The sequence below is a fragment of the Sphingobacterium sp. BIGb0116 genome, assembly GCF_024808035.1.
Classification (GTDB): Bacteria; Bacteroidota; Bacteroidia; order Sphingobacteriales; family Sphingobacteriaceae; genus Sphingobacterium; species Sphingobacterium paramultivorum.
This window is the reverse complement of record NZ_JANUDT010000002.1, coordinates 394,546-419,940: the sequence shown is the minus strand read 5'-3', so window position 1 is coordinate 419,940 and position 25,395 is coordinate 394,546. Positions and strand designations below refer to the sequence as shown.

Genomic DNA, 25,395 nt, shown 5'->3' with positions numbered 1-25,395 from the left:
TTTGTTAGCGTTTACCTGGTAAATAGATTTGAAAACCTACGCCAACGCCTAAACCACTCGCACCGCTGCCTGTATTAATATTAGCCTTGCTATAATTGTAGCCAAAGGTAGCTTCTAAAGCAACAGTTCGTGTGATAAAATGTGCATATCCAACATTGGCTCCTACCGCCAGCGCGACATCTTTGCCCCTAGAACTTCCTGAAATGCCAATATCTCCCTGTCCAAAAAACCGACCTGTACTTGATCCCGCATTTGGAAAGTAATAACGCACAAATGGCGCTACACCATAGGTCCATTCGTTATCAGCATCTTTTTGAGTAGCCAGACCAAGATTTGCCTGTGCACCAATAGCCAATCCATCGGACACGAAATAACCAGCTCGTGGTTGAAGTGCTACATTAAATGATTTTCCTTCAAAACTATAGCCAAGATTACCGATCGATCCACCGACCATCCAATTTCCTTGTCGAATAGGTTCAATTCCGACATCCGATGACATCTGTGGTGTGGTTTCAATTTTCTGAGCATGGGCCTGATACCCAATTCCTGCTGTTATTAATAAAAGAAGTGTCAATTTTCTCATAGTATCTCTATTATCTAATTACTTTAGTTTAATAACAAGATCGACAAATGAAAAGTTTTAAATTTATTCTTAAAATATATCTTGGTGTCATTTTTTAAAAAAGAGAACCAATCAGATTTGGCTCATGTTCCTATTAAAAAGACTATGAATACAGCAATTCAATTTGGCGATACTATTTCAGATTATTCCCAAGAAAGCTCCCCATTCTTGTACGAAATAGCCCCAATGGAAAACGAACCGGACAGCTACGATCTTAAGCCTATTTGTAGACCATCCAAGGGTTCGGATCGAGATGCGGTCAATCTCAAACTAAATTCTCCAAAAAGTATGGCTGGCCCTGATCCAAGTGAAGAAGAACAACGCGACCGTACCACTAAAGAAAAGATTAATACAGAAGAGGATCAACATAAAGAGAAACCAGATCATTCAGAAGAAGATATTTATGATACTGATTCAGAACAAAAAGAAAAGGACAAAAAAAACTCCCACAACTAAGGGAGTTTTTTGTGGATATAACGAAGAGGTACGAGTGACCTTTTCTAAGTGCTCCTTTAAGGTTTAGATTGTATCGCATTGATACTATCCTTCCTAAGCGTGTCTGCCAAACTGGTATCCTTCTGCATGCTCATTTTTTGTTGCTCGCTTAAATTGTATCTTGTTTCATCGGCGGCGCTCGGAGCGATATTGTCCGCCTGACCACTTCCCTCTGCTGGATTTTTGTTTGGATTTTGGCACGCAAAGAATAGTGTGCTGCAAAATAATAACGTTCCCAAAACTACCGTGAATTTCTTGCTCTTTTTCATATTCTATTTTGTTTTTGTGATCAACCTTTTTCTTAAGAACCACATTCAGAACTTATTAGTTTAATAAAAACTGATAAAAAACAATCATTTAAACTTCTGCTTAAAAAAATAGACAGTTCCCATATTCCACTAAATACAGAAGGATACCCGTAATAAAGACATTTTTTAATGGAACAAATACCCAATTGACCGGCCCCTAATCGGCCACCTATTTTTATCGGGACGCTTTCAATTGTGTATTCTTGTAGCGTTTAGGCTACAAAACGATCAATACGCATGTGTACGTATTTTTCCCCTATGCCTGTTTAAACAAGTTTTAGATGAACCTGAAAACGCAAATGTAGCACTTTAATTGCACCTCCACCTATCAAATAAACATCAATCAATTTAACAAACGATACTATGAGCAATTCCAATTTGAATATTTTAGTCGAGGAAAAAAGAAGTCTTTTGAAACATTTTGCGGGAAAATTCACCAATGATCCCGATGAAAAAGAGGATTTAATTCAAGAGACGCTTATTCGTGCATTGAAATCGATCGATGATTTTATCCGTCATCCAAAATTAATGTCGTGGCTCTACGTTATTATGAAAAATGTTTACATTAACCAATATCGTAAAGCCAAACGTACAAACGACATCCATGAAACATACATCGGTCTAGAAAGCACTAACACTGTAGAATCCAATAAAAGTGACAACAAGTTTATCGCTGATGATATTCAAAAAGCGATGTGCAGTTTGTCCGAAGAAAATTATCAAGTATTTCAATTATTCCTTGAAGGATACAAATACCATGAGATCGCCACCTATTTTGGCATGCCCGAAGGAACAATCAAAACCAGGATACACATGACGCGAAAAAAGCTTCAAAAACAGCTTAAAATTTACAGATTAAAATAAAACAAAATGTAGCTTTTGAGGTTATCTACCTAGAGTAACTTAACCTGATAACTGACAATTCGCTAAATAATAAATATATGAAATCAGAAGTTAAAATAACAAATCAGCACAATATGGTCATTACGCTGATTATCTGTGGCGGTCCCATTGGAAAGGGAAATGGTAAGACCATTGTACAAGCGGAAGTTCCGAACACATTAGACAAAAATCGAACTAAAGTAGACACCGAAAAAGGTAAAAAATCTTCTTCTGTAAATAAAACAAAATAGATTAAAATTTACGATTATAGCTATAGCGGGCTGCTTTTGTAAAAAAAGCAGCCTTTTTTTACCTCTTTCTTTTTAATTATCTGATAGTCCATCCCCCATTCTGTTGAAAATACCTTTTATATGTGAATTATACGCATCTTATCTTTTTCGAAAACCGGAGAGACCTCTCATCCGTTCTTACAAGAAAGATTAAAAATTCACTCATCAGCATGATATAATGGAAACCAACCTTATAAATGACCATAGAATGATCAACGATCTTATACAGATCAACCATGATCGAATTGCTGATTAACAAATGGCAACTGATATGGTCTCAAGCATCCACATAAGAAATTTAAATAACATTTTTGGGTTTAAGCATACGTTGACTTTGGAGATTATTATATGAAAGTAAAAGCTGGTTATACAAGAAAGAAAATAGGCAAGTCTTTTAAATATTTCGATACATCAGGAACAGAAGTATCTGATAAAAAGATCTTAGAAAGAATTACGAAACTGGTTATTCCACCCAACTGGAAGGATGTATGGATTGCCAAAAGTAAGACCAGTGATCTGCAAGCTATTGGATTCGATCAAAAAGAGCGTAAACAATATATCTACCATACGAAATTCGTTGACCAACGGCAAGCGGCAAAGTTCAGCAATATTCTTTTTATGGGTAAATATTTGCAAGAATTAAGAAAGATCAGCACTAAACATCTCAAACATCAGGTTTGGGATATGGACAAATTGTGTGCAATTGCTTTTAAAATTATGGACAGCACATTAATTCGTATCGGTAATAAGCGCTATACACTGACCAATAAGTCATATGGCCTAAGTACACTGGAAAAAAGGCACGTCACCATCGAAAACAATACGATATCTTTGGCTTATAAAGGTAAAAAGGGTGTTTTTCAGCAAAAGTCATGGGCCAATAAGCAACAAGCTAAGCTTCTGGAAGAACTTTTAAAAATGAAGGGAAAAAGGATATTTCAGATTGATAGTGCTACCTGCGAAAGCACGTTCTGCGGTGCCGCCTTTAATCAGTATCTCCGGAAGAATTCTACGGGTCAGATCAGCTGTAAAAGCATTCGTATTTGGGGAGCCAGTCGAGAAGCTTTTTACCAGCTCGCCCAAACAAAACAGGCGGAGGCACTTAATGCCCGAAAAAGACAGTTAAACAAGGTCATTAAACATGTTGCTGAGCAGCTCGGCAATACAAAGACTGTTTCACAGAATTATTATATCCATCCTGCCATACAACGTTTATTTATGGAGGGAAGATTCCCCAGTATAAAAAGTAAATTACCGCTTGCGAAATTAGAGGATAAATTATACCGTTTTCTGCTTAAACACACCGATAAGGCAATTGTTTAACGTCCAAACCTAAACCATTCGTCCAATGGATGGCTTAGGTTATTCATCCAGCATGCTGCCATATCCATGGCGGCAACAGAAAATGTGATACCATTTCCACCGAAACCACACACAAAGTATGAGTTTTTAAACTTTTCATGTTTTCCGATATAGGGCAATCCATCTTTGGTTGTTCCAAAAGTACCAGCCCAGGCAAAATCTGCGTGAAAGACCCTATCGGTAAAAATTTTGTTAAATGACTTTTCCAATTTAAGTGATTTCGCTGAAATGAGACTATCTCGCTTAATGGGGTCTTTAAATTCTTCATCTTCTCCCCCAATCAGAAACCTATGATCATCTGTGGTACGCATATACAGATAGGGTTCAGTAGTATTCCAAATGAGCAGATCGCGATACCGATCATAATTGTCTTTATCGACTTCTGACACGATTGCGAATGTACTCAATAGATCGACAAATTTTTCAGGAATAAGGTTTGTCGTTTCGTATCCTGTACAATAAATAATTTTCTTCGCTTTGATTTTAGCTCCTGTCGAAGTGGTTACAAGATTATGCCCCGACTTATATAATACAGAGTCTAAGGCTGTTTTGTCGAAAATCAATAATCCCTTTCTAACGTTGTATGCCAGCAGTTCATGTGTAAAGCAAAAGGCGTCTATGCTTGCCCCTAAAGCCGAGAGAATTCCAGCATAAGCGCCATGTATAGCATAACGATCCCTGATATCTTGTTCCGTTAACCATTTAACATCAAAACCCGCCGCTTGTCGGGCTTCAAACTCTTGCTTCAACCAGGAGATATCTTTTTTCCTTGCCGCGTAGTAGAGTGACTTTTTTGTTCGAAAACCAGCTTTGGACCGGATTTTCTTTGCGATTTTCCCCAATTTGACAATTGCTTCACCACAGGCTCTGTAGCTCGCTACTGCAGCCTCTTCACCAATTAATTCCTTTAATCTATACAAAGGCACATCAATTTCATATTGCAACATAGAGGTTGTTGCCGCCGAACTCCCATTCACAATTTCACGCTTGTCGATAAGAATACATTTCTTTCCATCGTTTATGCATTGATGTGCGATCAGGGCCCCTGTAATGCCGCCTCCAACGACAAGAACATCACAGCTACGATCATCTTGCAAGGAAGGATAACTGTTTAGAAGACCGTTTTTTATTAACCAGAAAGGTTCATTTGACTTTAAATCCATTGTAATAGAAGCTTATTGAATGTTTGTATAACTATTTCTGAAAAGAAATAGTTTGGTTGGCATTTTATTAAATTTCAAACCATTTGAGCATTACCAAGGTTATCTTATTAGCAATTAATAGATTACTTATGCGAGCAATTTGGACGGGGGCTATTGGTTTTGGTTTGGTCAATATCCCAATTAAAATATATAGTGCAACAGAGAGTGCTGCCTTAGATCTGGATATGCTTGATCGAAATGATCTATCCAATATTAAATTCAAGCGGGTAAATGAACAAACCGGCAAAGAGGTAAAATGGGATAATATTGTTAAAGGGTATTTCATGAAAGACCATTATGTCGTGCTGGAAGATGCGGATTTTGAAGACGCAAGTCCGGAAAAGACTAAACTTATCAATCTCCATGCTTTTGTCAAACTGATGGATGTAGACAGTATATATTTTGAAACGCCCTACTATCTGGAGCCACAGAAAGGTGGAGAAAAAGCCTATCAGTTATTGCTCAAAGCATTAGAAAAAACTAAAATGGCGGGCTTAGGGTCGTTCGTCATGCGAAATGTAGAACACCTAACCCTTATAAAGCCCTATCAGAATGCATTGGTTTTGAATAAAATACGTTATCAACAGGAAATCAGAGCACTTGATGAGCTTAAGTTACCTACTGCAATTAAAATTCAAAAAGCAGAAATGGATATGGCTACACAGCTGATCGAGCAACACAGCACATCCTTCGATATCAGTAGCTATAAAAACGAATATATGAACGAGCTCCTCAAAATAATCAAACAAAAAGATAAAGGTAAACGTCCTACCATACGAAAAATGAAGGTAGAGCATACAAAAGCGGATGATTTGCTTGCAAAACTTAAAGCAAGCCTAGGTTAAACAAAACACCCTGTGCCATGATACGTAAACTAAAATCAGGTCAATATCGAATATATGCCAAGCATCCTGATAAAGAAACGAACCGACGTCGGAATCTGGGTACATTTGATACCCTTGAGGAGGCAAAAAAACACGAGCAAGAAATTAAATATTTTAAGCATAAGAAGTGAAATAAGATGAAGAATATCATACCGGAACAGAAAGAAGGCAAGCACCTGGATTGCTTTGAATCCCTCGAGTTTCCAAGTAAAGCTATTGCCAATTTAGCCTATGTTTCGGCTATAAACAATCTTAGAAAGGTCAACCATTGGTATGAACTCGCTCAGATACCTGCCACTGTGTTTCAATTAACGGCGGGTTATGGTACTCCAATTGATAGTTTACTCGAATTACATGATTATATCCGACTCAATATTCCAGGACCGGGACTTCCAAGTAGTGATGGTTATGATTGGGTGAATGTTGTCAGCCTCATTTCAGACAAAACGGACGATTATAGTGTTTTTGCGATAACATTAAAACCTTGCCCCGATCCAAGCCATCCTGGGGATAAAAATACAGCTCATTTTTTTGAAGGGATTTCATCTTCAACCTTTCTGATCGAACAACGGAGGAATAGTATTTTGTTCCAGTACGCCGGAAGAAACGAGATCATCAATGTCGACAATGAGAATATGAGTGATAATGTCAGGAATTATTTCATTGGTCTAGCAGCTAAAATGGGGGCATCTTACCCACAATGGAAATCACTTCTTAAAGGGATGGCCCATGCAATCGCCAAAGAGTTTAATGTTCAGCATTAGTTCCTTCTGCCGAACGGAAATTGGCCGGACTTTAATTTCAAAGTAAAAAGAACCCAATAAGGCAATTTTATAAATTTATAACGTTCTGTTATCAAAGATTCGATCTATGTTGTCGTAATTTTTTTTGTATATTTATGTATATCATAAGAAGTTTTGGGGTATTATGAATCATACATTTCAATCTAACAATCAAACCATCATTACGCTTCAATCTTTTGGCAGTCTGGTCATCTTAGATCGACATTTTAATGTCGTTGGGGTAACCGAATCTGTCGTAAATGATCACGACGCCAAAGAGAACTTATTAGGAACTCATTTCTTTGATAGCTTTAGCAATACATTCGGTGAAGCGTTATCCAAAATCAAAAATGCAGTAACTGATCTACTTGAAAACAGGCAGTCGCGCCATATTTTACCCATTAAAATGAGAAAAGAACGTGTTTACGTAAAATTGCGAAGACACGATGAATACTTCTATATCGAGTGGGAACAACAACACAAAAAATACATTGCCGCAAAAAAAATAAATGAGCTTAATTTTTTGCTAGATACTATTCAACCGAATAATTGGGACCGTGTTTGTTCCGCCATCAACAAATTACTGAATTACGATCGGGTTTTCGTTTTGCAGGTTCAGGAAACGGGATATAGTTCCGTGATTGCGGAACATACAGCAGATGGACAAGCCCATTTCAAAGGAATGGAATTCTCGAAAGATTTCATGCCTGAAGAAGTCTTGTCGTACTATCGGAGCTATTCATATCGATATGCTCCCAATATTAATATTGATGGACAAGAATTCTACTATACTGACGAAGGAATTGATCCGGTCTCGAGCTTATTATCACCTTTACCTGAACTTCATCGGCTTTTTTTAAAAAAGATAAATGTACAAAGCGCCTTGTTTTTTAGAATCTGTATCGATGATGACTTTTGGGGTCTTGTGGTCGCACAGAATGATGAAGAGCGGGTGGTCGATCTGCAGCAGCGAAAACTATGTACGTTTGCCATCCAGGCAGCCACCAGCAAGTATGAGAGCCATGTCAAACAAAATCTGTTGGAAAGAACGGAGCTTCTTAAACTCGCTGAAGAAGAGTTAAAAAGGAGCCTTTCTGAAAATAAAATGGTGAATTGTGCTTTGATACAGCATATGGATATCCTTACCCAGCTGGTCAATGCAGATGGATTGGCCATATTTAATCAGGGCGATGTCTTTAACTATGGTCATTCTCCGCAGAAAGCACAATTTTATGAAATCATTCAATTCCTGCAAAAACATACCGATAAAGCCCTCTTCAAAGATTATAACTTTCGGCTGAATCATCAGGATAACTTTAACGATAAACTTGATTTTGCGGGTCTCATGTATCTAAAGGTTGGCTTGGAAAACGATTATTACCTGGTTTGGTTTAGAAAGGAAAACCGCAATCAGGTGATGCAGATGGAGCTGAAAAATGAGCCGCATGAAAACAAGCAGCTCAAAATATGGGAAGATATGCGCTATGACGTTGCCAAACCTTGGAATGATGCTGAAATCAATTTTGTCCTTCGTCTGAATCAGATTATCAAGGAATCCATTTTTGCAAAACTAAAGGAACGTCAGTTGCTAAATGAAGAGCTGCTGATTTTGAACAATGAGTTGGAAATGTTTACACATACCCTCTCTCATGATTTAAAAAATCCTTTGTCCATCCTAAAAATGGGCATACAGTTTCTACAGCAGCACTCCGACAATATTGATTTTACAAAAATCAATAAGTGGTACCAGAATTTCAGCAGAAGCGTTACAAACATTGAAGATATTATCAACAATATGGTCCAGTTGAGCCAGCACCGTTCCAGCGTTTTAGACAAGGAACCACTTCCTATGGCCTATACAATTCAGCGCATATTTCAAGAAAACAGCATTTTATATAACGTCAATAATTGCCAACCCACTTTTGGTACCCTATTACCAATTTGGGGCGAAAAAAGTGCCGCGTATCAAATTTTTTCAAATTTAATTGTTAACGCAATAAAATATTCTGCACAGGCAGACAGGCCTTTAGTGACAATAGATAGTTCCGAGGAAGACGATTATACCCATTATCAGATCAAGGATAACGGTATTGGCATACCAAGTGACCACCTGCCTCATATTTACGAAATGTTTACCAGAGCCGACAATGTGGGTTCAATACCTGGTACGGGCATTGGGCTTTCGCTGGTGAAACGGATAATGGAACGATTGGGAGGAAGTATAGAAATTGAATCAGAGGTTGGTATAGGCACCGTTGTCCATCTCTACTTCCCTATTGTTAAGCCATTTCCTGAGCAAATGTTACTCGATTGATCTTTGTTTCAAATCCTGAACTCTTTCAAACTATTTTCCATCTAACGTTGTTCATTTAAGGAGAGTATATCATCCAATAAAAAGGATCTTATCACTTAAAAAAAAATTGAAAATGGAAGAGATATTGCAACATGCAGTAGTAAAACGAGGTTTAATTATTGCCTATTATTTTAGTAACATCTGGTATCGTAAAGGATTGTTCGGGGAACGTACTATTCCCGATCCAAATGACACTGATCCCATCGAACATCCTGAACCAGATATAGATGAAACCGATCCTGAAGAAGAGGAGAATATCAACTACACACATAAAAATCCGCAGCCAAGAAGCAGTATAAGCCCTGGAAAGAAGTCTACCGCTAACTGGGACGAAAATGTAGAAAATCGGACCATATCCAAAAAGACAGATTGACCCTAGGTCAATCTGTAAAGATATTCAACTGTCCTTTTTCATCAAAAAAAACATCGCTAATAAAAACGATACGCTGATCTCCCGTTTTTAGGGTGCGGCCATGATATACACAGCGGATTTTTCCCTCCTTGTCCTGAAATAAACTATTATGCCCAGTACCCGAAACCACTCCACCTCTATTGGTATTCTTTTCAATGATCGGATTAGATGCCGATTTTTGATAGCTTCCCAAAGGAGCAGTTGCTGTTGCGTAGCCAACAGCATAATTGGCTCCTGCAAAATAATTGGCCGAATACATCATGTAGTATAATCCGTTTTCTTTGACCAAAAAAGAACCTTCTGTCCATCGTCTATTGACCTCACCTGAAGTAACTGATCTACTTTCCCATTCTGATTGTGCGTCGTTCATCGTAACTGGGGGGCGCATTAAAAGAACCGGATTCCCAATCACCTTCGTCATACTGCTATCCAATTCGACTCCGTAAACCCAGCTTTCTTCAATATTTTTATAGCCAAGTTTCTTCTCCGCCCAAGTTGCAATTTCTGATTCCACAGGATGTTCGTAGCAGCAGCGTGAATAGAACAGATAATTTCTATGGTCTTTATCTCTAAAAACATTCGCGTCAATGATGGGATATCCAGGATCAAAAATAGGTTTCCCGGTCAGATCTTTAAATGGCCCCAATGGACTATCCGCCACTGCAACTCCTATACGATAGTTTTCTAGGTGTTTTTTGGGATTTTCTTTCCAATGAGCACTATAATACATGTAATATTTGTTATTCACACGATAGACTTCAGGAGCCCAGAAATCCTTTTCCCCCCAACCATTCGGCTGTTTGGCATCGTATACTTTTCCCTCCTTTTTCCATGTCTTTAGATCTTTGGAACTATAGGCTATAAATCCATTTTTAGTCCCGCCGGTTCCATATAAATAGTATTGATCCGAAGGTGGATCGAATACAATAAAAGGATCACCAAAGGCTACATCTGTTTGATAGGATTTTCTAGGTTGCCTCGATCGTTGATCCGTGCTTAAAAATCGAAACTTTGCAGTGTCGAATTGGGGAGCCAAGACACCGTTGCTATTTGCCACAAATTGAATCGGTACTATGGCTGTCCGCCGAGGTGCAACTTTTTCATCTGAAAAATGTGTATGACAGACGTAATACCATTGCTTTCCTTTTTTGAAAATGTCGCCATGTCCAGTTCCGGCAAACCCGCTATTTTTACGGCTTAATGCAGGTTGACCTTCCAGTTTTTTCCAGGGTCCATAAATATTTTCAGCGATAGCAACCCCCACAGCGTAGTCCTTATTCCGAAAATCATTTGCCGAATAGAACATATAATAATATTTTCCCTCTCGAATGACGGTGGGACCTTCACTTACTGTCCACTCGGCATTTGCCGTATTTTCCCAGGGAAGTTCTGCATGGAGACATTCTTTCAGCGTTTCTTCCTTTATTCCGGAATAATCTGACTTCAGCTCCGCCACAAAAATTCTATTCCCTTCCTTTAACCTTACATGAAATAGGTATTTTTTTCCATCTTTATCGCGGAATACAAACGGATCAATTTGCTTTTGTCCGGTAGCAATTGGCACTTTAGCTGTTTGCTTAAAAGGACCCGTTGGAGCATCACCGACTGCGATTGCAATATGCTCATCGGCTGTGTAAGCCATATAAAACTTACCATTCTCAAACCATACTTGCGGTGCCCAAAACCCTTTTGATCCAAATATATCGCCCTTTACAGCCGCAAAACCTGAATTAACTCCCTCCGGACTTACCCAGGAATCTAAATCCTTGGACTGGTATACTTTAAAGCCCTGCTGTTCATGCTGATCACCATTCGTACCATAGAGGTAATAATTTCCTTTGTGATAGAATATGGTCGGATCCGCTTGAAAAATGTCATTTGTTGGCGTGTGCACATTTTCAATCTGATCTTTGTTTGTAGTTTGCGCAAATGTCCTTTGGACAAAAAACAGCAAGAGAGCAATAGGCAGCAAATATATTTTGTTCATTGATTATAATACATCATATAGGTGAAAGCCTAAAATTGAATAAATATTTGCTAAGACTGGAGGTAAATTGTATCAATTGAATATCAATTTGTATCAAATTAAAAATCTCCTGATAAAATTATCGAAATGCATTCCTTTTCAATTCCCACAAACCAATTTAATTTCCAGACTTGTTCTATCCGAAAACATTAAGATATATACACCAGCATACTGACACTACCTATACGTATCAAAATTTCCCTGATCATTTGTCAGGAAAATTTTCTCTAATTCAAAATTCCTCTTTCAAAAGCAAACTTAACCAGATGTGCCGTGTTTTTTACTCCCGCTTTGTCTATGAGGTTCTGACGATGGCCCTCAACAGTACGCTTACTTAAAAAAATCTTATCTGCAATTTCGACATTCGTGTAGCCTTCCGCAATCAATTTTAACACTTCCAATTCACGCTCTGAGATATCAAAATCCGTTTGCAATTCTCCTGGGATCTGCGCATAGCTTTGACCAGAACGGACTTGATCTAAAAGTATCATGGCGATCTCTTCGCTCATGTACCGTCCGCCGTTAGCAATATGATTCAACCCAAAAAGCAATTCGTGATAGCCAACATTTTTGACCAAATAGCCAGCGAGACCAGATTCAAACGCCTCAATGACATAATTAATCTGATTCAGCATGGATAGTATAACCACTTTAATAGATGAATACTGTTTGTTTAGGACCTGAAGCAATTCCATGCCGTCCATTTCATCCATACTGATATCCGTTAAGACGATATCAGGAACAGAATTTGCACTTAGGAAGTCGAGCGCCTCTTTGCCATTCGACGCTTCGCCAACGACTTCAAATCCTTCTTGAGATTCTAATAGTAATTTTATTCCGTTACGTACAACCATGTGGTCTTCAACCAATAGGATTTTTATCATTATTATCTTTTTAAATAGTCAATTTTAGTAAAATACCTGCCACAAGCGTATCGTTCATAATCTGCGCATTGTAGAGTTCTGCAATCTTCATCAAGCGCATTGGTCTGTTTTCGGGCTTTGATACTGACAAGGCTTCTCCTTGTTGAAAAAAAGGTGATACTTTGACGAGAATTTCAAATTCGATCACCTGCACTGAAATTGAGATCGACTGCGAGGCCATTTCATCATTTAAATATTGAAACATTGCAGTCAGAAATTTAAATAGATGAATTTGCGTCTGATGATGTAATTCTCGCAAATGAGGGTCAAGCAACGTATCAATTATAAAACCAGATCGTTTTTTGTAACTGGCAACGGCTTCATCAACGGCGTGAAAAATTCCCAGGTCATTTAATATGGGATTGTAAAGCAATCCCGCTTTATTGCGGATTTCTATAACTAAGGTAGTCAATGAATCACGTAGGCAACGTAATTCTTCAAAATCGCCATAACGATTAGTGAAATTCTGAAGCGATATACGCATTCCGTAAAGCTCCTGAGCCAGTTCATCGCGAAAATACCGTCCTATTTTTCCGATATCATCCTGTTGATTCCTAATAATCGATTTATAAAAATCTTCTTGGCTACCGTCCCATACCTCCTTTAACTCCGCCTGATCTTTTAGGCCTTCAGATTGGCCTTTCGGTCCATCTGATAGGTCAAAATATAGTTTTTTGTTCACGTCCCCCATATTGTTTTCCATTTCATGTTGTAACTAATAACCACTTCAAGGCACGAACAGTTTTAAAAATTAACACCTATTTAGATAAAAGATGTATCCTTTAAAGTACTACGTATAAATACGTGCAAGAAAAAGATAAATGGGGGAATTTAGACAGGAAAACACTTGTTGTTAAAGTAAAAAAGTTCAAATAAAGCACCAATATACTTAGTGAATAACCTATACAAAACACTGTACAATAACTATTTAGAATAATAAATAAATCTACTCGCTTGATAACACTTGCCTCAATCCATCCTTCCAAATTGTTTTTTCTAGCATCTTAATTGCAGAGAATGTAGAAAAGATAGACACTTAAAATTTGATAATATGGAAAATACAACAATCGATCAACTGTTTAAGGAAAAAAGGCCTACGTTAAAATATTTGGCAGCGCAATTTACGAACGATCCGGATGAACGGGAAGATTTGGTTCAAGAGACCATGGTGAGGTCGCTAGCATCTATCGAAAAATTCCTGAAACATCCGAAATTGATGTCTTGGCTCTATATCATTATGAAAAACACGTATATCAATCAATATACACGTAACAAAAGGTTAGAGAATTACAGAAGTGAATACATCAGCACTGGTTATCGCAATGAAATAACAACCAACCGCGGAGAAGATAATTTTGTTGCTTCTGATATACAGCATGCGCTCAATAATTTATCGAAAGACTATTATGACGCCTTTGCTATGTTTTTGGAAGGATTTAAATATTATGAAATTGCAGAGCATTTGCAAATACCGGAAGGAACAGTGAAAACACGTATACACATGGCACGAAAGTCATTGCAAAAACAGCTTAAGATTTACTCAAAAAGTATTAATTAAAAAATAGTATTATTTCAAGAACAAAAAGCAGGCTATAGCCTGCTTTTTGAATTTACACCCCGTTATTTTAGCTGACATTGTTTTAGTCGCTGCCTCTACCTCCGGATATATTTATTATATTTAGGGTGAAACTTACTAATTAAAATATCACTTTGAACATCATATAGTATGAAAAAGCAGTCAACCTCAATGTTTTTTATATGCTTGAGCAGCATAATTTTAATATCGTCTTGTGGTTCGGTATCAAAGGAAAGTGAAAACAGAATTCGTGTAAGTGGTGAAGGAAAGATTAGGATCATGCCCGACCAGGTCACCCTGACCATCAATACGACTTTCACAAAACCCAGAATGGTAGACGCGGTACGAGAAACACAAGCAACAGTCGACACGGTAATAGCGTTGCTCCAAAAATATGGGCATCAAAAAGAAGATATCAAAACGAGTAGCGTATCCGCAAATAAAGACTATCAATACATTGGTAATACCAATAAATTTATAGGTTATCAAGCACAGCAAACAATCGATTTTGTTTTACATGATTTATCGAAATTTACAGAATTAACGGGAAAATTGTTAGAAACAAAAATTAGTGGAATTGGTTCCATCTCATTTGACCACTCCAAAGCAGACAGTATTTTAAGAGAAGCAGATCTTATTGCATATGATGATGCTTTAAAATCGGCAAAAAAACTTGCATCTAGGGCTGATGTTAAAATCGGAAAACTGCTATTTCTGTCCAATGATGGAAGCGCATCCAACGAATCAACGCAGTACAGAACAGGGATGGCTTTAGAAACATTTAATAAGGGCTATGGTGGTGAAGGTTTTAAAATTGCTCCCGAAGTTTTAGAATTTAAAAGAACAATATTTACAGAATTTGAAATCAAATAGATGCCATACCGATTCTGTCACCAATCAACCAGCGTACTCGATTCAATGGTTGAATGAAAAAATAACGCTCGAGGGATAGTGTCTTAGCCGTTACGCGGAAGAATTAGCTACCGATGATCATCGAAATTATTTTTTCGTATATTTAACATATAGTTTATATCCAGTTCATATAAGTTTTGTTACTTTATAATGCGATAGTTAATGTAGTCAACGGAGTTAATGTATCTATTATGAAAACGATAAACTATTTTTTCCAGCGGATTATATTTAGAATCTTTTTAGGTCGATTCAGTTCATTCTATTCACCATTAAGATTCCACAAAACTTAATTGTTTTTAAAAACGGCATTGAGGTCCGATAATTTTATTTTTGTAAATGCTATTAACCAAAGATGCCTTTGGCAAAGATTTTATTTGGGGAGTTTCTACAGCTGCCTACCAGATTGAAGGAGCACATGATTTGCATGGAAAAGGTCCTTCTATCTGGGATATATTCGTCAAGAAAAGAAACCGTATATTTCAAAATCAACATGGTAATGAGGCCTGTGATTTTTACAATCGCTATGTCCAGGATCTGTATTTGATGCAGGGAATGCATATTCCTAATTACAGATTCTCTTTATCATGGAGTCGTATATTTCCTGCTGGCATTGGTGAGGTAAATCAATCTGGATTGGATTTTTATGATCGTTTGATCGATTTATCCCTTGAGTTAGGGATAACGCCTTGGCCTACCTTATATCATTGGGATCTTCCACATGCATTAGAAAAGAAAGGTGGCTGGGTAAACCGTGATGTGAAAGATTGGTTTGGAGAATTTGTTTCCAAATGTGTGCAAACCTACGGGGACCGGGTCAAGCATTGGATGGTTCTCAACGAACCTACAGTATTTACTGCTGCAGGTTATTTCTTCGGTGTACATGCGCCAGAGAGAAAAGGTCTGGGCAATTTTTTGGCTGCGGCCCATCATGCTGCATTAGCACAGGCTCAAGGCGGCCGAATTATTAAGTCTTTACAGCCTAATAGCGAAGTAGGAACGACTTTTTCTTGCTCCCATGTTGAGCCCTTTACGTCGAAAGACAGAGACATTGTTGCGGCGAAGAAAGCAGATGTATTGCTCAACCGCCTATTTATAGAACCACTACTAGGAATGGGCTATCCAACGCAAGAGATTAAAATACTGGGTAGAATTGAAAAGTATATGCACGCGAATGATGAGCGAGATCTGAAATTTGATATGGACTTTATTGGCGTACAAAATTATACACGGGAAATTATACGATACGCCATGTTCGTTCCTTATCTTCAAGCGAAGATAGTATCGGCGAAAGAGCGCAAAGTTGAGATGACCGAAATGAACTGGGAAGTTTACCCAGCCTCCATTTATTATATGCTCAAGAAATTTAGTGCCTACCCTAATATCCCCACTTTAATTGTTACCGAAAATGGCGCAGCATTTCCTGATCAAATTGAAAATGGTTTAGTGCATGACCCCAAAAGATTGAGCTATTTACAACAAGCTTTACAGGAGGTTTACCGTGCAAAACAAGAAGGAATAAATGTCAAAGGGTATTTTGTATGGACATTCATGGACAACTTCGAATGGGCTGAAGGATACCGTCCAAGATTTGGACTAGTTTATGTTGATTTCAACAATCAACAGCGCATCGTCAAATCCTCTGGACATTGGTACGGAGACTTTTTAAAATAAATAAATGGCTTTTCCATCGTTATGAACGATATATCAAATTTGTAATTTTCAATAAAATCAGGCCAAGAAACAATGCGGCAACAATACTAAGTATTGTGACCAATGTATTCCTTCCGTTGTCTGCCAAAAAATAGATGGATAGTCCAACCAATATACATGGAATACCGATAACAATAAGCTTGACCCAATATATTCGGTCTTCTTCCTTACGGATAATTTTTGTTTCAACTGCGGCTAAAACATCCGGTCTATTCTTTCTAAAATATTCGAGAATAATTTCGATTTCTTCTGAACGCAATTCACGAGGACGTACAATCTGCTGTTGTAAGGCAATAACTAAACTATTTCCATCTCGTTGAACTGAAATAACTGCTGACATTGGAAAGCGCTTTTTAAACCCCATAGGATTCATTGCATATCCTTTGTAGTCACTGTTATCTGGACTTAAACATACAAAATACTCCGAACTCATTGCGAAGATCACATCGGTATGTTCTTGTTTGGTTTCTTTCCATATAACGATAGCAGGCTTAATGGCTGCTAGTAATAGACATTGGAAAATAAATATACCAAAAGACAAGCTGAATATCCATGACAAAGAAAATGAAAGGAGTAAAAAAGCGATGATAAACCAAATAACATTTGACCAAAAGTCAATTTTCCGCTCGATTAAATAGAAGATAATGACGCAGACTATTGGCGCAATACCGGCTTTCCAATCCCAAAATATACTCACAATTCCGAGAATTGAAAACAGCGCATAATTCAACAGCTGAAAGTATGCTGACTTCCGCTGAAAATTAGTTCTTTTAATTTCAATGATATTTTCCAATGCTTTCTTTAATGAAATAACAAAATCTCCGTCGCTAAGATAGCTCTGATTGCATAAATATAAATATCTTTACTAAAATAAAAACGCGTAAAAATAGAAGCCACTGCTATGAATACCTTTCAATTTAAATCACATAATGTTAAAAAGGGCTTGATCTTTGGATTTGGTTACCTAATTGTTGTATTTATCCTATGCTGTTTAATTTTTGGCGGTATAAACGGACTAGCCGATGCAGTAAACAATTTTGGTTCAGCAAAAGGTCTTGGGATATTGGTTGCTGTCGTTGTAATCGGTCCCCTAGTCATACTATTGCAATTCATCAATCCCAAGATAGAAATACAAGTTGATAAAAATAACTTATCTATTAAACAACCGAGAAAGGAGGACAAAATGATTCCGTTAGAAGTAATTCATTCCATGGAAATAAATCGTTCCTTGGTCAACCAACTTCAACTATTCGACCAGAATGGAAAACTACTTACCACTATTCACCCTCAAAACGATATGAATGTTATTTTCTCCATTGCAAATATAATCGCACAACATGTTGGATTTACACAGAAAAAAGGAACCAAAAAGATCTTTGGTAATCCCGTTGAAACGATCTCATATTTCAGGCAATAACACTGTAGCACATTCGTTTCGATGAAACCAAAAATACATTATCTACTTTTCGTCGCTTTAACCATCTTCCTGGGTTTGTTGTCACGGAAAATATCCGCCATTCCTACCATTACCGGCGATGTACTTTATGCGGTTATGATTTATTGGTTATCACGTTTTTTACTTACGAGGAAATCGTTATTATTTTCTTTTGCGACGACAATTGTATTTTGTTTTGCCATCGAATTTTTACAGCTTGTACAATATCCTTTACTAATCTGGGTAAGAAGCAATCCGCTTTTGCGGCTCGTGTTTGGACAGGGCTTTTTATGGTCGGATCTAGCGGCTTACTGCCTGGGAGCCATCGGAGCTGCATTCCTTGATTATCTTAATTATCAAATGTTAAAGACAGATCCTACGTTACGAACTAAATAGACCTACTTCGTGGTTTTGGCCCCCAAATCGATGCCCATCTTTTCATAAGCAAGATCATTGGGCTGCCAAAGCTCTATTTTGTTTCCTTCAATATCCATGATATGAGCAAATTTGCCATAGTCAAAGGATTCGATCGTATCAAGGACCGTAACTCCCTCCTTCTTCAATTCATCGATTAAAAGCTCAATGTTGGCTACCCGATAATTGATCATAAAATCTTTTTCCGAAGGGCCAAAATAGGCCGTGCTCTCTTTAAAAGGACTCCATTGCGTAAATCCCTTTTTCGTACTATCAGCTCCCTGATACCACTCAAATACAGCGCCGTAAGAATTTGTAGCCAGTCCCAAATGATCGGCATACCAAGCTCTTACTTTTTTAGGATCTTTACACTTGAAGAAAATTCCACCTATACCGGTTACCCTTTTCAATTCGGTGGATCGATGGAAATGGCTCAGGTTACTAAATGCGTACCCCATTCCAAATGCCAGCACAATACTTGCAACAAATACGACTCTTTTCATAATTTAATAAGGACAAATCAGTTATTCTGCCTTCTCTCCCGAATTTAATCATTAGTTTTGACAAAACATTTACGGTGCTCCAGAAAACATTCTTATCCTACAACATCAGTACTTAAAACGCATAGCTTTTGTCCTAATTTTTTCCAGATTAAGATTGTTAAAAAATGAGATTGTATGTATACATTTGACGTACACAAGACTCGAACATCCTACCCTAGGAAAAGAGTTTAATAAAGCATCCGCATTAAATAGATAAATTTATGTATAACTTTAAAAATGACTATTCAGAAGGGGCACATCCCCGCATTTTAGATAAGCTTATTGAAACGAATCTGATACAGCAATTGGGCTATGGGGAGGATGACTATTCCAAAGAAGCCAAATCGATTTTGAAGAAAAAGATAGCTAATCAGCAAGCCGTTATCCACTTTTTATCTGGTGGCACACAAACAAATCTTCTTGTCATATCTTTTCTTTTACGTATCCATGAAGCAGTGATCAGTGCAAAAACAGGGCATATATCTGCAAATGAAACTGGTGCTATAGAAGCAACTGGACATAAAGTCATTACCGTTGAAACTTCTGATGGAAAATTGACACCTAACGATGTTACTACGGTACTCAAGGAACATGCCCTGGCGCCACATGTGGTAAAACCAAGAATAGTCTATATTTCTAATTCCACTGAAATCGGCACAATATATTCTTTGGCAGAGTTGGAAGCGCTATATGTATGCTGTCAGCAGCAACAGCTGTTACTTTATTTGGATGGCGCACGCTTGGGTCATGCTTTGACGGCGGAAAACAACGATTTAACCTTTGCAGCTATCGCTAAATACACGGACGTTTTCTACATTGGAGGAACAAAAAATGGTGCTCTTTTGGGTGAGGCAGTTGTGTTTAACCGTCCCGAATTAGCCGTAGATTTTGACTATGCGATCAAACAGAAAGGCGCCTTGCTCGCCAAAGGCAGAGTGCTTTCAATTCAATTTCTAACGCTATTTCAAGATGATTTGTATCTTGAGCTGGCATTAAGAGCTAATTCGCTTGCGATGCGTATGGCGAAGGCCATCAAAGACAAAGGATATTCCTTTCTAACGGAATCAACCACTAATCAGATTTTTCCCATTTTACCTAAATCGGTCATCGAAGCACTGCTTATAAATTATCAATTTTATATATGGAAGGATATCGATTCAGATTATGCAGCGGTTCGTTTGATCACCTCCTGGGCTACAGACGAGAAACAGGTTACTAACTTTATAAATGATATATTGAATTCCTAGGGATTGTTCCGCCCTAGCCAATAAATCTTATATACACGAAAGCGCCCAATAGGTAATCTCTTACGTATTGGGCGCATCTTATAAAATTAAAAAACTAGTCTTTAGGTTCAAGGGCTTTCCATACGCCTGCTGCTACAGCTGCCCCTACTAATGGTGCTACAATAAAGAGCCAAAGCTGCGATAAAGCCTGACCGCCGGCCAGAATCGCGGGCCCAAATGAACGAGCAGGATTAACCGACGTACCTGTTACAGGAATAGCAACCAAATGGATCAATAGAAGCGTAAAGCCGATTGCAAGCCCAGCCATTGTGCTGTTGCCTACCTTCGAGGTTGTTGCCAGTATCACAAACAGAAAAATGAAGGTTAACACGGCTTCAATCAAAAAGGCAGAAGCAGTACCATACTCGTTTTGATATCCTTTACCCCAACCGTTTGAGCCATACGCCCACTCCCCTGCGGTAAATCCGGCCAATTGCCCACTTAAAATCTGCTGAAGGACAAATGCCCCTAAAAGTGCACCAATAAACTGAGCGACAATATATACGACAGCATCCTTGACAGACATTCTACCGGCCAACAATACACCCACCGTCACCGCAGGATTGATATGACAGCCTGAAATTCCACCGATCGCGTACGCAAATACCACCACCGATAGGCCGAAAGCAACAGCAATGCCCAAGAGCCCCAGGCCAGAAAGTCCGCCCATCGTATTGGCTCCGGCAATAGCAGCTGCACCGCAACCAAAAAGCACCAAACCAAATGTTCCAATTAGTTCGGCGATAAATTTTGAAGATGTTTTAATTTCCATATGAATCTGTTTATAACTTAGTTAACTCTAATTTAATCATTTTCCGCATAAAATTATACTGCTAAATAAATTATTGTAGAACAATATCCACAGCACTTTAAAACCAACGTTAATAAGCTTTTCTATATTAATTTAACCAGATTTCATCACAGGCTATAAGAGGCTTTCGCTTAGGATGATACCGCCATTCGGGTAGTTTTGCCAAAGGTGAAGCATAAACTCGGATCACTTTAACACTGTCATTTAATAATACTTGATAAGGTATCTTATCCAAGGTGTAATCCTCCTCAACGGATTCAAGCTTACTGAGAAATACATCTTGAAAATCTTTTCCATTCATAGATACCGAAATTCGAATTTCTTTTGGTGGAAATATCCAATGTCGGGCATCCTTTAGAAAATTAAGTGTTATGGTATCTATTCGCCTTTCCTGTTCAAAATCAAAAGTAATATCCATCGGCTCCCCGTTCCATAGCAACCAATTATAGCTATAATCCATATAGCCCGGCACACTATCTGTAAGTATTTTTAGTCCATTGGCAGGGAAAGAAGGGTCAAATGGATATCTCAACTTAATATTTGCTTCAGAGGCCTTATTTCCTCTAACCCCGGCTTTGAATATTTCAGACCACTCCTTTGCATAACTATCGGGTGATGCACCACCTTCGGCAAGCTCTATAACGCCCAATTTTTTTGCATCTTCAACAAATTGTGTTACTTTACGACTCACCTTTTGTCTCACAACCCAACGCTCCCCCTCTTGTTCAAATATACCATGTTGATGCGGTCCATAAAATCTTGCTTGTTGCAAATAGGTATAATCCAACCCAAGTCCAATACGCTTGACACGGGATTCCAATAAAGGACTACCTTCACTGGCTATTTCCGCTTTTTCTAATAATGTACTATACTTATCCATCGCCTCTGGACTTAAAAAGTCATGTCTATTATCAATCGGGTTTCCGTAAATGGATAAAGCTGATGAAGGCCCGGGCAAGTGATTTCTTCGTTCAGCAAGATATGCTTTAATAAAGGGTCCAGCCTTGCCATAATAGCCCTCGATAAACTCGTTGGTTAGCTGTTCTTCTGAAAGCGTCGTATCCCAGGCGAGGTTAGCCAATATATAGGCATTTAGCTCCGCCATATCACTATAAGTCGCCCCTCCACCTTGCAAAAAGACCCCTTCGACACCTTGCGTTTTCAAATATTGTAGACTTTCCTGCATGGTTCCTTGGATCGGAAATGGCGCAAGATAATTGGTGAACTGTGTCAGATAATCCCATACAAATACATGTTTGGCTTTAGCTTTCCAAGCTCCTAATTGTCTACGAAAAGTTGCTGCTGATGGTTCACTTCCAATGTCATTTTTTCTAAAAGCATCGATATTACTTAATATAACAGAAACATTATCGGCAACCTTGAGGTGTGTTGGGGCGTTTGCTGATTCTAAATACGCCAGTGTTGTAAATTTTTTGTCGGGAAATTGTGCGGCCACTCTATTCACAAAGTGAATCAGTGAGCCTTGCGCTCCCCCCTCGCGTTTATCAATCGCCTGACAACGATCGCAAGTACAGCTTCCAATATCGTCATTGGCCGCGATAGACCAATAAGTAGCTGTGGGGTTTTCGCTTATCCTACGTTTAAAATAAGCTACGGTAAGATTAAAAACGTCCTCGTTAGATAGACAAAGTTGAATAGGTTGGCGTTTTCCATCATATAGGGAGTAATACTCAGGATGTTCTTTAAAATAAACTGATGGTGGCAATATTTTACTGAAAGTGTGCCCCCAATCTCCCCAGCGTTCTTCCAAATTATGTAAACCATACCAATCCATATACTCCTGATCCAATTCAACAGGGAAATAAACCTCTCTAAACTCAAAATTTGGTTTGGAATAAATCTTCAGATCTGAATCCACTGCTAAGAATGTGAATTTTGGAACAGATGTATTTTCTTTACCTACATACCACTTTCGTCCACCAATAATATCCCTGACATAACGATATGCCGCAAATAGTACACCTTTACCACTTCCCTTGATATAAATATTCTTTCCTACAGCTTGTATGGAATAACTATCTTCAGGAAACGTATTAGTTATTGGGCTTTTTTCCAAAATAATGGCATGTGTGACCTCGCCTTTCGCTTGTATTGCAAAATCTACACCTGTACTTTCTTTTGTAAAAGTGTTTATCACCGCAGCAGCTTTTTGTAAAACAGGATCATTTGCATCCGCTTGAATGACATAATCCGTTTTCCCTTGATTAACCAATGTAATTCTTTCTTTACCCTGAACTATCGTTACCATTGACAATAGACATAACATAAACTTCCACATCATATTAAAAATATTTCCTTAATGATAGATTTAGGTCATACTGATTCATAAATCTATTTTCAGCAACTTTGTAATAGCTCCAACCGCCCATGAGTGTAAAACCCCAGTTGTCTATACGATGTTGCCAGCCAGCGTTAATTGATCCTGATAAAAACCTCCTAAATAGGCCAGCCCTCGCATTCAAAAAAAGATCGAATTAAATGGATTATATGTTCAGTTTTACTAAGCATGACCTATTCTTAATCGTACACGAGATATAAGTTCTGACGGAGAGATAGGCTTTTTAATATAATCATTGGCTCCGACTTCAAAGCCTTCCACAATACTATTATCATCACGGTAACCGGAAATAATAATAACAGGTACCTGATTATTCGTATTACTTTTCCGAATGCGATCGATTATTTCGTAACCATTGGCAAAAGGTAATGCCAGATCTGTTATGACCAAATCAATGGTTTCGTCAGAAACCAACGAGAGCGCTTCCTTGCCAGATTTGGCAAGTAATAGGTCATAGCCCTCCCTTACAAGAACAAATTGCATTGTACTTAATAGAATCTCATTATCTTCGATAACAAGAATTCTCTTTTTTTCGTTCCCCATAGCCGTAGATTTTTAGTTTTTCACAGTGATACAAAGTTCGAAAAAAAAAGAAAATTCGTTGTAGATTAACCACTACAACACCATTTAAATAATTTAAACAAAGATTTTAGTTATTGGTTTTAATTAAAATGACAGTATACTGACAGGTGGTGGACTCTATATTATTGTTAAACAACTAAACTAGTATGCAAATTTTCAACTTCTCGGATTAACGTTTGCATAATATCTGTTGTCGAAAGTTCACTGTAAGAATGGATCGATTGCCCAGCCCAAATATTTACAAAATCGACATTTTTATTGGCTTTGGCTACTTTTCGTAATTCCCCGGTGAGTTTATTTTGATAGGGATATGGTAAGATATATTGCGACTTGTCCAAAGCTTCAATAAATGTATTCTTTATACCTCTGGCATAGCGCCCTGAAAAACTCCTTGTCAAGACAATATCTGATTCCTGAACATGAGAAAGACGCGCTTTCTCAAAGTCCAGTAGTGCGCTTTCTTTAGATTTGAGCAATAAACTGCCAATCTGAAAACCACTGGCACCTAATAGCTTTGCAGAATGGATCGTGCTTGCATTATATAACCCACCGGCATAAATAAGCGGAACGTTTACGTGCTCTTTCACTTGTGGTAGCAGAGAAAATCCGCCAATCTCAGGAACAGGTGCCTCCTCAAAACTTCCGCGATGTCCCCCAGCTTCTAATCCCTGTACACAGATCATATCAATACCAGCTTCTTCCAAAGCAATTGCTTCTGCCACCGAAGTGCATGTACCAATAATCATCACATCATTGTCTTTCAATCGTTTTATACTTTGTGCATCCAGATTTCCAAAAGTAAAACTCACAACTTTACACTGTTGGGTTATGATCGCGTCAATTTGTTCCCTGTAATCTGTAATATGGATGCTATCGAGCTCCGGTAAAGCTACTTCTAAACCATATTGCAGGGCTAACTGTTCAACAAAAACCTTTGTTTCATTATACGCTGTCCTCAAATTCGCTGAAACTTCAGGAACATGATTTACAAAAATATTGACTGCAAAAGGCTTCTTTACATATGCAGCGGTTGAACGAATAAGCGCACTACAGCGTTCTGCTGGTAGATCACCCAACGATAACGACCCGAGCGCTCCGGCACGTGATGCTGCAATGACCATTTCTGGTGTGGTAACACCAAACATGGGTGCCTGGATAATCGGATAATCAATACCTATTAATTGTGTAATTTGATTTGACCATTTCATATCGGAAGTAATTAATATG

27 protein-coding genes are annotated in these 25,395 nt (G+C 38.1%); 15 read left to right on the top strand and 12 right to left on the bottom strand.

Annotated features, from left to right (window positions below; genetic code table 11):
* Positions 1 to 4: 4 nt before the first annotated feature.
* Positions 5 to 583 carry a hypothetical protein gene (locus tag M2419_RS08400; RefSeq protein ID WP_075992701.1) on the bottom strand — a complete coding sequence of 193 codons (579 nt, stop codon included), beginning with the start codon at positions 581 to 583 and terminating at the stop codon, positions 5 to 7.
* An 84-nt stretch (positions 584 to 667) separates the two neighbouring features.
* Between M2419_RS08400 and M2419_RS08395 the strand changes: the two genes are divergently transcribed.
* Positions 668 to 1,078 (top strand): hypothetical protein, encoded by a 411-nt coding sequence (locus M2419_RS08395; RefSeq protein WP_153848525.1) that lies wholly within the window; start codon positions 668 to 670, stop codon positions 1,076 to 1,078.
* Between the two features lie 56 nt (positions 1,079 to 1,134).
* Here the strand turns inward: M2419_RS08395 and M2419_RS08390 are convergent, their stop codons facing one another.
* Complete coding sequence (locus M2419_RS08390) at positions 1,135 to 1,386, bottom strand: hypothetical protein (RefSeq protein WP_153848526.1); 252 nt, start codon at positions 1,384 to 1,386, stop codon at positions 1,135 to 1,137.
* A gap of 402 nt (positions 1,387 to 1,788) precedes the next feature.
* Between M2419_RS08390 and M2419_RS08385 the strand changes: the two genes are divergently transcribed.
* The 3 genes from M2419_RS08385 (at position 1,789) to M2419_RS08375 (ending at position 3,920) form a co-directional block, all read left to right on the top strand.
* On the top strand, positions 1,789 to 2,289 hold the full coding sequence (locus M2419_RS08385; RefSeq protein ID WP_153848527.1) for an RNA polymerase sigma factor: 501 nt from the start codon (positions 1,789 to 1,791) through the stop codon (positions 2,287 to 2,289).
* A 77-nt stretch (positions 2,290 to 2,366) separates the two neighbouring features.
* Positions 2,367 to 2,558: a hypothetical protein gene (locus M2419_RS08380; protein ID WP_153848528.1), complete on the top strand. Its 192-nt coding sequence runs from the start codon at positions 2,367 to 2,369 to the stop codon at positions 2,556 to 2,558.
* Between the two features lie 387 nt (positions 2,559 to 2,945).
* Positions 2,946 to 3,920 carry a DNA topoisomerase IB gene (locus tag M2419_RS08375; protein ID WP_153848529.1) on the top strand — a complete coding sequence of 325 codons (975 nt, stop codon included), beginning with the start codon at positions 2,946 to 2,948 and terminating at the stop codon, positions 3,918 to 3,920.
* On the opposite strand, the gene M2419_RS08370 is transcribed toward M2419_RS08375, so the two are convergent.
* Positions 3,917 to 5,122, bottom strand: coding sequence for an FAD-binding oxidoreductase (locus M2419_RS08370; RefSeq protein ID WP_153848530.1), 1,206 nt, complete (start codon positions 5,120 to 5,122; stop codon positions 3,917 to 3,919). The genes M2419_RS08375 and M2419_RS08370 overlap by 4 nt on opposite strands.
* Positions 5,123 to 5,250: 128 nt before the next feature.
* On the opposite strand from M2419_RS08370, the gene M2419_RS08365 reads away from it, so the two are divergent.
* The 5 genes from M2419_RS08365 to M2419_RS08345 all read left to right on the top strand — a co-directional run bounded on the left by M2419_RS08365 (position 5,251) and on the right by M2419_RS08345 (position 9,553).
* Positions 5,251 to 6,006 (top strand): Ku protein, encoded by a 756-nt coding sequence (locus tag M2419_RS08365; protein ID WP_153848531.1) that lies wholly within the window; start codon positions 5,251 to 5,253, stop codon positions 6,004 to 6,006.
* 17 nt (positions 6,007 to 6,023) lie between these two features.
* Entirely contained in the window at positions 6,024 to 6,176 is a 153-nt protein-coding gene (locus M2419_RS08360; RefSeq protein ID WP_182331993.1) for a hypothetical protein, read from the top strand.
* Between the two features lie 6 nt (positions 6,177 to 6,182).
* Positions 6,183 to 6,809, top strand: coding sequence for a hypothetical protein (locus M2419_RS08355; protein WP_153848532.1), 627 nt, complete (start codon positions 6,183 to 6,185; stop codon positions 6,807 to 6,809).
* A gap of 163 nt (positions 6,810 to 6,972) precedes the next feature.
* On the top strand, positions 6,973 to 9,141 hold the full coding sequence (locus M2419_RS08350) for an ATP-binding protein (RefSeq protein WP_153848533.1): 2,169 nt from the start codon (positions 6,973 to 6,975) through the stop codon (positions 9,139 to 9,141).
* A gap of 112 nt (positions 9,142 to 9,253) precedes the next feature.
* On the top strand, positions 9,254 to 9,553 hold the full coding sequence (locus tag M2419_RS08345; protein ID WP_153848534.1) for a hypothetical protein: 300 nt from the start codon (positions 9,254 to 9,256) through the stop codon (positions 9,551 to 9,553).
* Between the two features lie 7 nt (positions 9,554 to 9,560).
* Here the strand turns inward: M2419_RS08345 and M2419_RS08340 are convergent, their stop codons facing one another.
* The 3 genes from M2419_RS08340 to M2419_RS08330 all read right to left on the bottom strand — a co-directional run bounded on the left by M2419_RS08340 (position 9,561) and on the right by M2419_RS08330 (position 13,223).
* Positions 9,561 to 11,579: a glycoside hydrolase family 43 protein gene (locus M2419_RS08340; RefSeq protein ID WP_202883767.1), complete on the bottom strand. Its 2,019-nt coding sequence runs from the start codon at positions 11,577 to 11,579 to the stop codon at positions 9,561 to 9,563.
* Between the two features lie 266 nt (positions 11,580 to 11,845).
* Entirely contained in the window at positions 11,846 to 12,502 is a 657-nt protein-coding gene (locus M2419_RS08335; RefSeq protein WP_120334324.1) for a response regulator transcription factor, read from the bottom strand.
* Positions 12,503 to 12,512: 10 nt separating this feature from the next.
* Positions 12,513 to 13,223 (bottom strand): hypothetical protein, encoded by a 711-nt coding sequence (locus M2419_RS08330; protein WP_153848535.1) that lies wholly within the window; start codon positions 13,221 to 13,223, stop codon positions 12,513 to 12,515.
* A gap of 369 nt (positions 13,224 to 13,592) precedes the next feature.
* On the opposite strand from M2419_RS08330, the gene M2419_RS08325 reads away from it, so the two are divergent.
* The 3 genes from M2419_RS08325 to M2419_RS08315 all read left to right on the top strand — a co-directional run bounded on the left by M2419_RS08325 (position 13,593) and on the right by M2419_RS08315 (position 16,700).
* Positions 13,593 to 14,099, top strand: coding sequence for an RNA polymerase sigma factor (locus M2419_RS08325; RefSeq protein ID WP_075992714.1), 507 nt, complete (start codon positions 13,593 to 13,595; stop codon positions 14,097 to 14,099).
* Between the two features lie 168 nt (positions 14,100 to 14,267).
* Entirely contained in the window at positions 14,268 to 14,990 is a 723-nt protein-coding gene (locus tag M2419_RS08320) for an SIMPL domain-containing protein (RefSeq protein WP_159726619.1), read from the top strand.
* Between the two features lie 375 nt (positions 14,991 to 15,365).
* The gene (locus M2419_RS08315) at positions 15,366 to 16,700 is read left to right on the top strand and encodes a GH1 family beta-glucosidase (protein ID WP_153848537.1); all 1,335 of its coding nucleotides are present in this window, start codon (positions 15,366 to 15,368) and stop codon (positions 16,698 to 16,700) included.
* A gap of 19 nt (positions 16,701 to 16,719) precedes the next feature.
* Here M2419_RS08315 and M2419_RS08310 read toward each other — a convergent pair whose 3' ends face one another.
* A complete protein-coding gene (locus M2419_RS08310; RefSeq protein ID WP_259254768.1) occupies positions 16,720 to 17,436 on the bottom strand; it encodes a hypothetical protein in 717 nt (238 codons plus the stop codon).
* A gap of 204 nt (positions 17,437 to 17,640) precedes the next feature.
* Between M2419_RS08310 and M2419_RS08305 the strand changes: the two genes are divergently transcribed.
* Together M2419_RS08305 and M2419_RS08300 are read left to right on the top strand one after the other, a co-directional pair.
* Positions 17,641 to 18,156, top strand: coding sequence for a hypothetical protein (locus tag M2419_RS08305; protein ID WP_259254767.1), 516 nt, complete (start codon positions 17,641 to 17,643; stop codon positions 18,154 to 18,156).
* Between the two features lie 21 nt (positions 18,157 to 18,177).
* Positions 18,178 to 18,570 carry a DUF2809 domain-containing protein gene (locus tag M2419_RS08300; protein ID WP_159726611.1) on the top strand — a complete coding sequence of 131 codons (393 nt, stop codon included), beginning with the start codon at positions 18,178 to 18,180 and terminating at the stop codon, positions 18,568 to 18,570.
* A 2-nt stretch (positions 18,571 to 18,572) separates the two neighbouring features.
* Here the strand turns inward: M2419_RS08300 and M2419_RS08295 are convergent, their stop codons facing one another.
* On the bottom strand, positions 18,573 to 19,091 hold the full coding sequence (locus tag M2419_RS08295) for a VOC family protein (RefSeq protein WP_200845516.1): 519 nt from the start codon (positions 19,089 to 19,091) through the stop codon (positions 18,573 to 18,575).
* Positions 19,092 to 19,351: 260 nt separating this feature from the next.
* On the opposite strand from M2419_RS08295, the gene M2419_RS08290 reads away from it, so the two are divergent.
* On the top strand, positions 19,352 to 20,377 hold the full coding sequence (locus tag M2419_RS08290; protein WP_153848541.1) for a low specificity L-threonine aldolase: 1,026 nt from the start codon (positions 19,352 to 19,354) through the stop codon (positions 20,375 to 20,377).
* A gap of 94 nt (positions 20,378 to 20,471) precedes the next feature.
* Here M2419_RS08290 and M2419_RS08285 read toward each other — a convergent pair whose 3' ends face one another.
* From M2419_RS08285 to M2419_RS08270, 4 genes are all read right to left on the bottom strand, one after another.
* Positions 20,472 to 21,188 (bottom strand): MIP family channel protein, encoded by a 717-nt coding sequence (locus M2419_RS08285; protein ID WP_153848542.1) that lies wholly within the window; start codon positions 21,186 to 21,188, stop codon positions 20,472 to 20,474.
* A 127-nt stretch (positions 21,189 to 21,315) separates the two neighbouring features.
* Positions 21,316 to 23,496, bottom strand: coding sequence for a DUF4838 domain-containing protein (locus M2419_RS08280; RefSeq protein WP_259254765.1), 2,181 nt, complete (start codon positions 23,494 to 23,496; stop codon positions 21,316 to 21,318).
* Positions 23,497 to 23,748: 252 nt separating this feature from the next.
* On the bottom strand, positions 23,749 to 24,129 hold the full coding sequence (locus tag M2419_RS08275) for a PleD family two-component system response regulator (protein ID WP_153848544.1): 381 nt from the start codon (positions 24,127 to 24,129) through the stop codon (positions 23,749 to 23,751).
* A 167-nt stretch (positions 24,130 to 24,296) separates the two neighbouring features.
* Positions 24,297 to 25,376, bottom strand: a complete 1,080-nt coding sequence (locus tag M2419_RS08270) for a nitronate monooxygenase family protein (RefSeq protein WP_153848545.1) — start codon at positions 25,374 to 25,376, stop codon at positions 24,297 to 24,299.
* Positions 25,377 to 25,395 lie beyond the last annotated feature (19 nt).

Coding starts and splice junctions, on each gene's coding strand:
- M2419_RS08400 (WP_075992701.1), bottom strand. CDS start 583: ATGAGAAAATTGACACTTCTTTTATTAATAACAGCAGGAATTGGGTAT.
- M2419_RS08390 (WP_153848526.1), bottom strand. CDS start 1,386: ATGAAAAAGAGCAAGAAATTCACGGTAGTTTTGGGAACGTTATTATTT.
- M2419_RS08385 (WP_153848527.1), top strand. CDS start 1,789: ATGAGCAATTCCAATTTGAATATTTTAGTCGAGGAAAAAAGAAGTCTT.
- M2419_RS08380 (WP_153848528.1), top strand. CDS start 2,367: ATGAAATCAGAAGTTAAAATAACAAATCAGCACAATATGGTCATTACG.
- M2419_RS08375 (WP_153848529.1), top strand. CDS start 2,946: ATGAAAGTAAAAGCTGGTTATACAAGAAAGAAAATAGGCAAGTCTTTT.
- M2419_RS08370 (WP_153848530.1), bottom strand. CDS start 5,122: ATGGATTTAAAGTCAAATGAACCTTTCTGGTTAATAAAAAACGGTCTT.
- M2419_RS08365 (WP_153848531.1), top strand. CDS start 5,251: ATGCGAGCAATTTGGACGGGGGCTATTGGTTTTGGTTTGGTCAATATC.
- M2419_RS08360 (WP_182331993.1), top strand. CDS start 6,024: ATGATACGTAAACTAAAATCAGGTCAATATCGAATATATGCCAAGCAT.
- M2419_RS08355 (WP_153848532.1), top strand. CDS start 6,183: ATGAAGAATATCATACCGGAACAGAAAGAAGGCAAGCACCTGGATTGC.
- M2419_RS08350 (WP_153848533.1), top strand. CDS start 6,973: ATGAATCATACATTTCAATCTAACAATCAAACCATCATTACGCTTCAA.
- M2419_RS08345 (WP_153848534.1), top strand. CDS start 9,254: ATGGAAGAGATATTGCAACATGCAGTAGTAAAACGAGGTTTAATTATT.
- M2419_RS08340 (WP_202883767.1), bottom strand. CDS start 11,579: ATGAACAAAATATATTTGCTGCCTATTGCTCTCTTGCTGTTTTTTGTC.
- M2419_RS08335 (WP_120334324.1), bottom strand. CDS start 12,502: ATGATAAAAATCCTATTGGTTGAAGACCACATGGTTGTACGTAACGGA.
- M2419_RS08325 (WP_075992714.1), top strand. CDS start 13,593: ATGGAAAATACAACAATCGATCAACTGTTTAAGGAAAAAAGGCCTACG.
- M2419_RS08320 (WP_159726619.1), top strand. CDS start 14,268: ATGAAAAAGCAGTCAACCTCAATGTTTTTTATATGCTTGAGCAGCATA.
- M2419_RS08315 (WP_153848537.1), top strand. CDS start 15,366: ATGCTATTAACCAAAGATGCCTTTGGCAAAGATTTTATTTGGGGAGTT.
- M2419_RS08305 (WP_259254767.1), top strand. CDS start 17,641: ATGAATACCTTTCAATTTAAATCACATAATGTTAAAAAGGGCTTGATC.
- M2419_RS08300 (WP_159726611.1), top strand. CDS start 18,178: ATGAAACCAAAAATACATTATCTACTTTTCGTCGCTTTAACCATCTTC.
- M2419_RS08295 (WP_200845516.1), bottom strand. CDS start 19,091: ATGAAAAGAGTCGTATTTGTTGCAAGTATTGTGCTGGCATTTGGAATG.
- M2419_RS08290 (WP_153848541.1), top strand. CDS start 19,352: ATGTATAACTTTAAAAATGACTATTCAGAAGGGGCACATCCCCGCATT.
- M2419_RS08285 (WP_153848542.1), bottom strand. CDS start 21,188: ATGGAAATTAAAACATCTTCAAAATTTATCGCCGAACTAATTGGAACA.
- M2419_RS08280 (WP_259254765.1), bottom strand. CDS start 23,496: ATGGTAACGATAGTTCAGGGTAAAGAAAGAATTACATTGGTTAATCAA.
- M2419_RS08275 (WP_153848544.1), bottom strand. CDS start 24,129: ATGGGGAACGAAAAAAAGAGAATTCTTGTTATCGAAGATAATGAGATT.
- M2419_RS08270 (WP_153848545.1), bottom strand. CDS start 25,376: ATGAAATGGTCAAATCAAATTACACAATTAATAGGTATTGATTATCCG.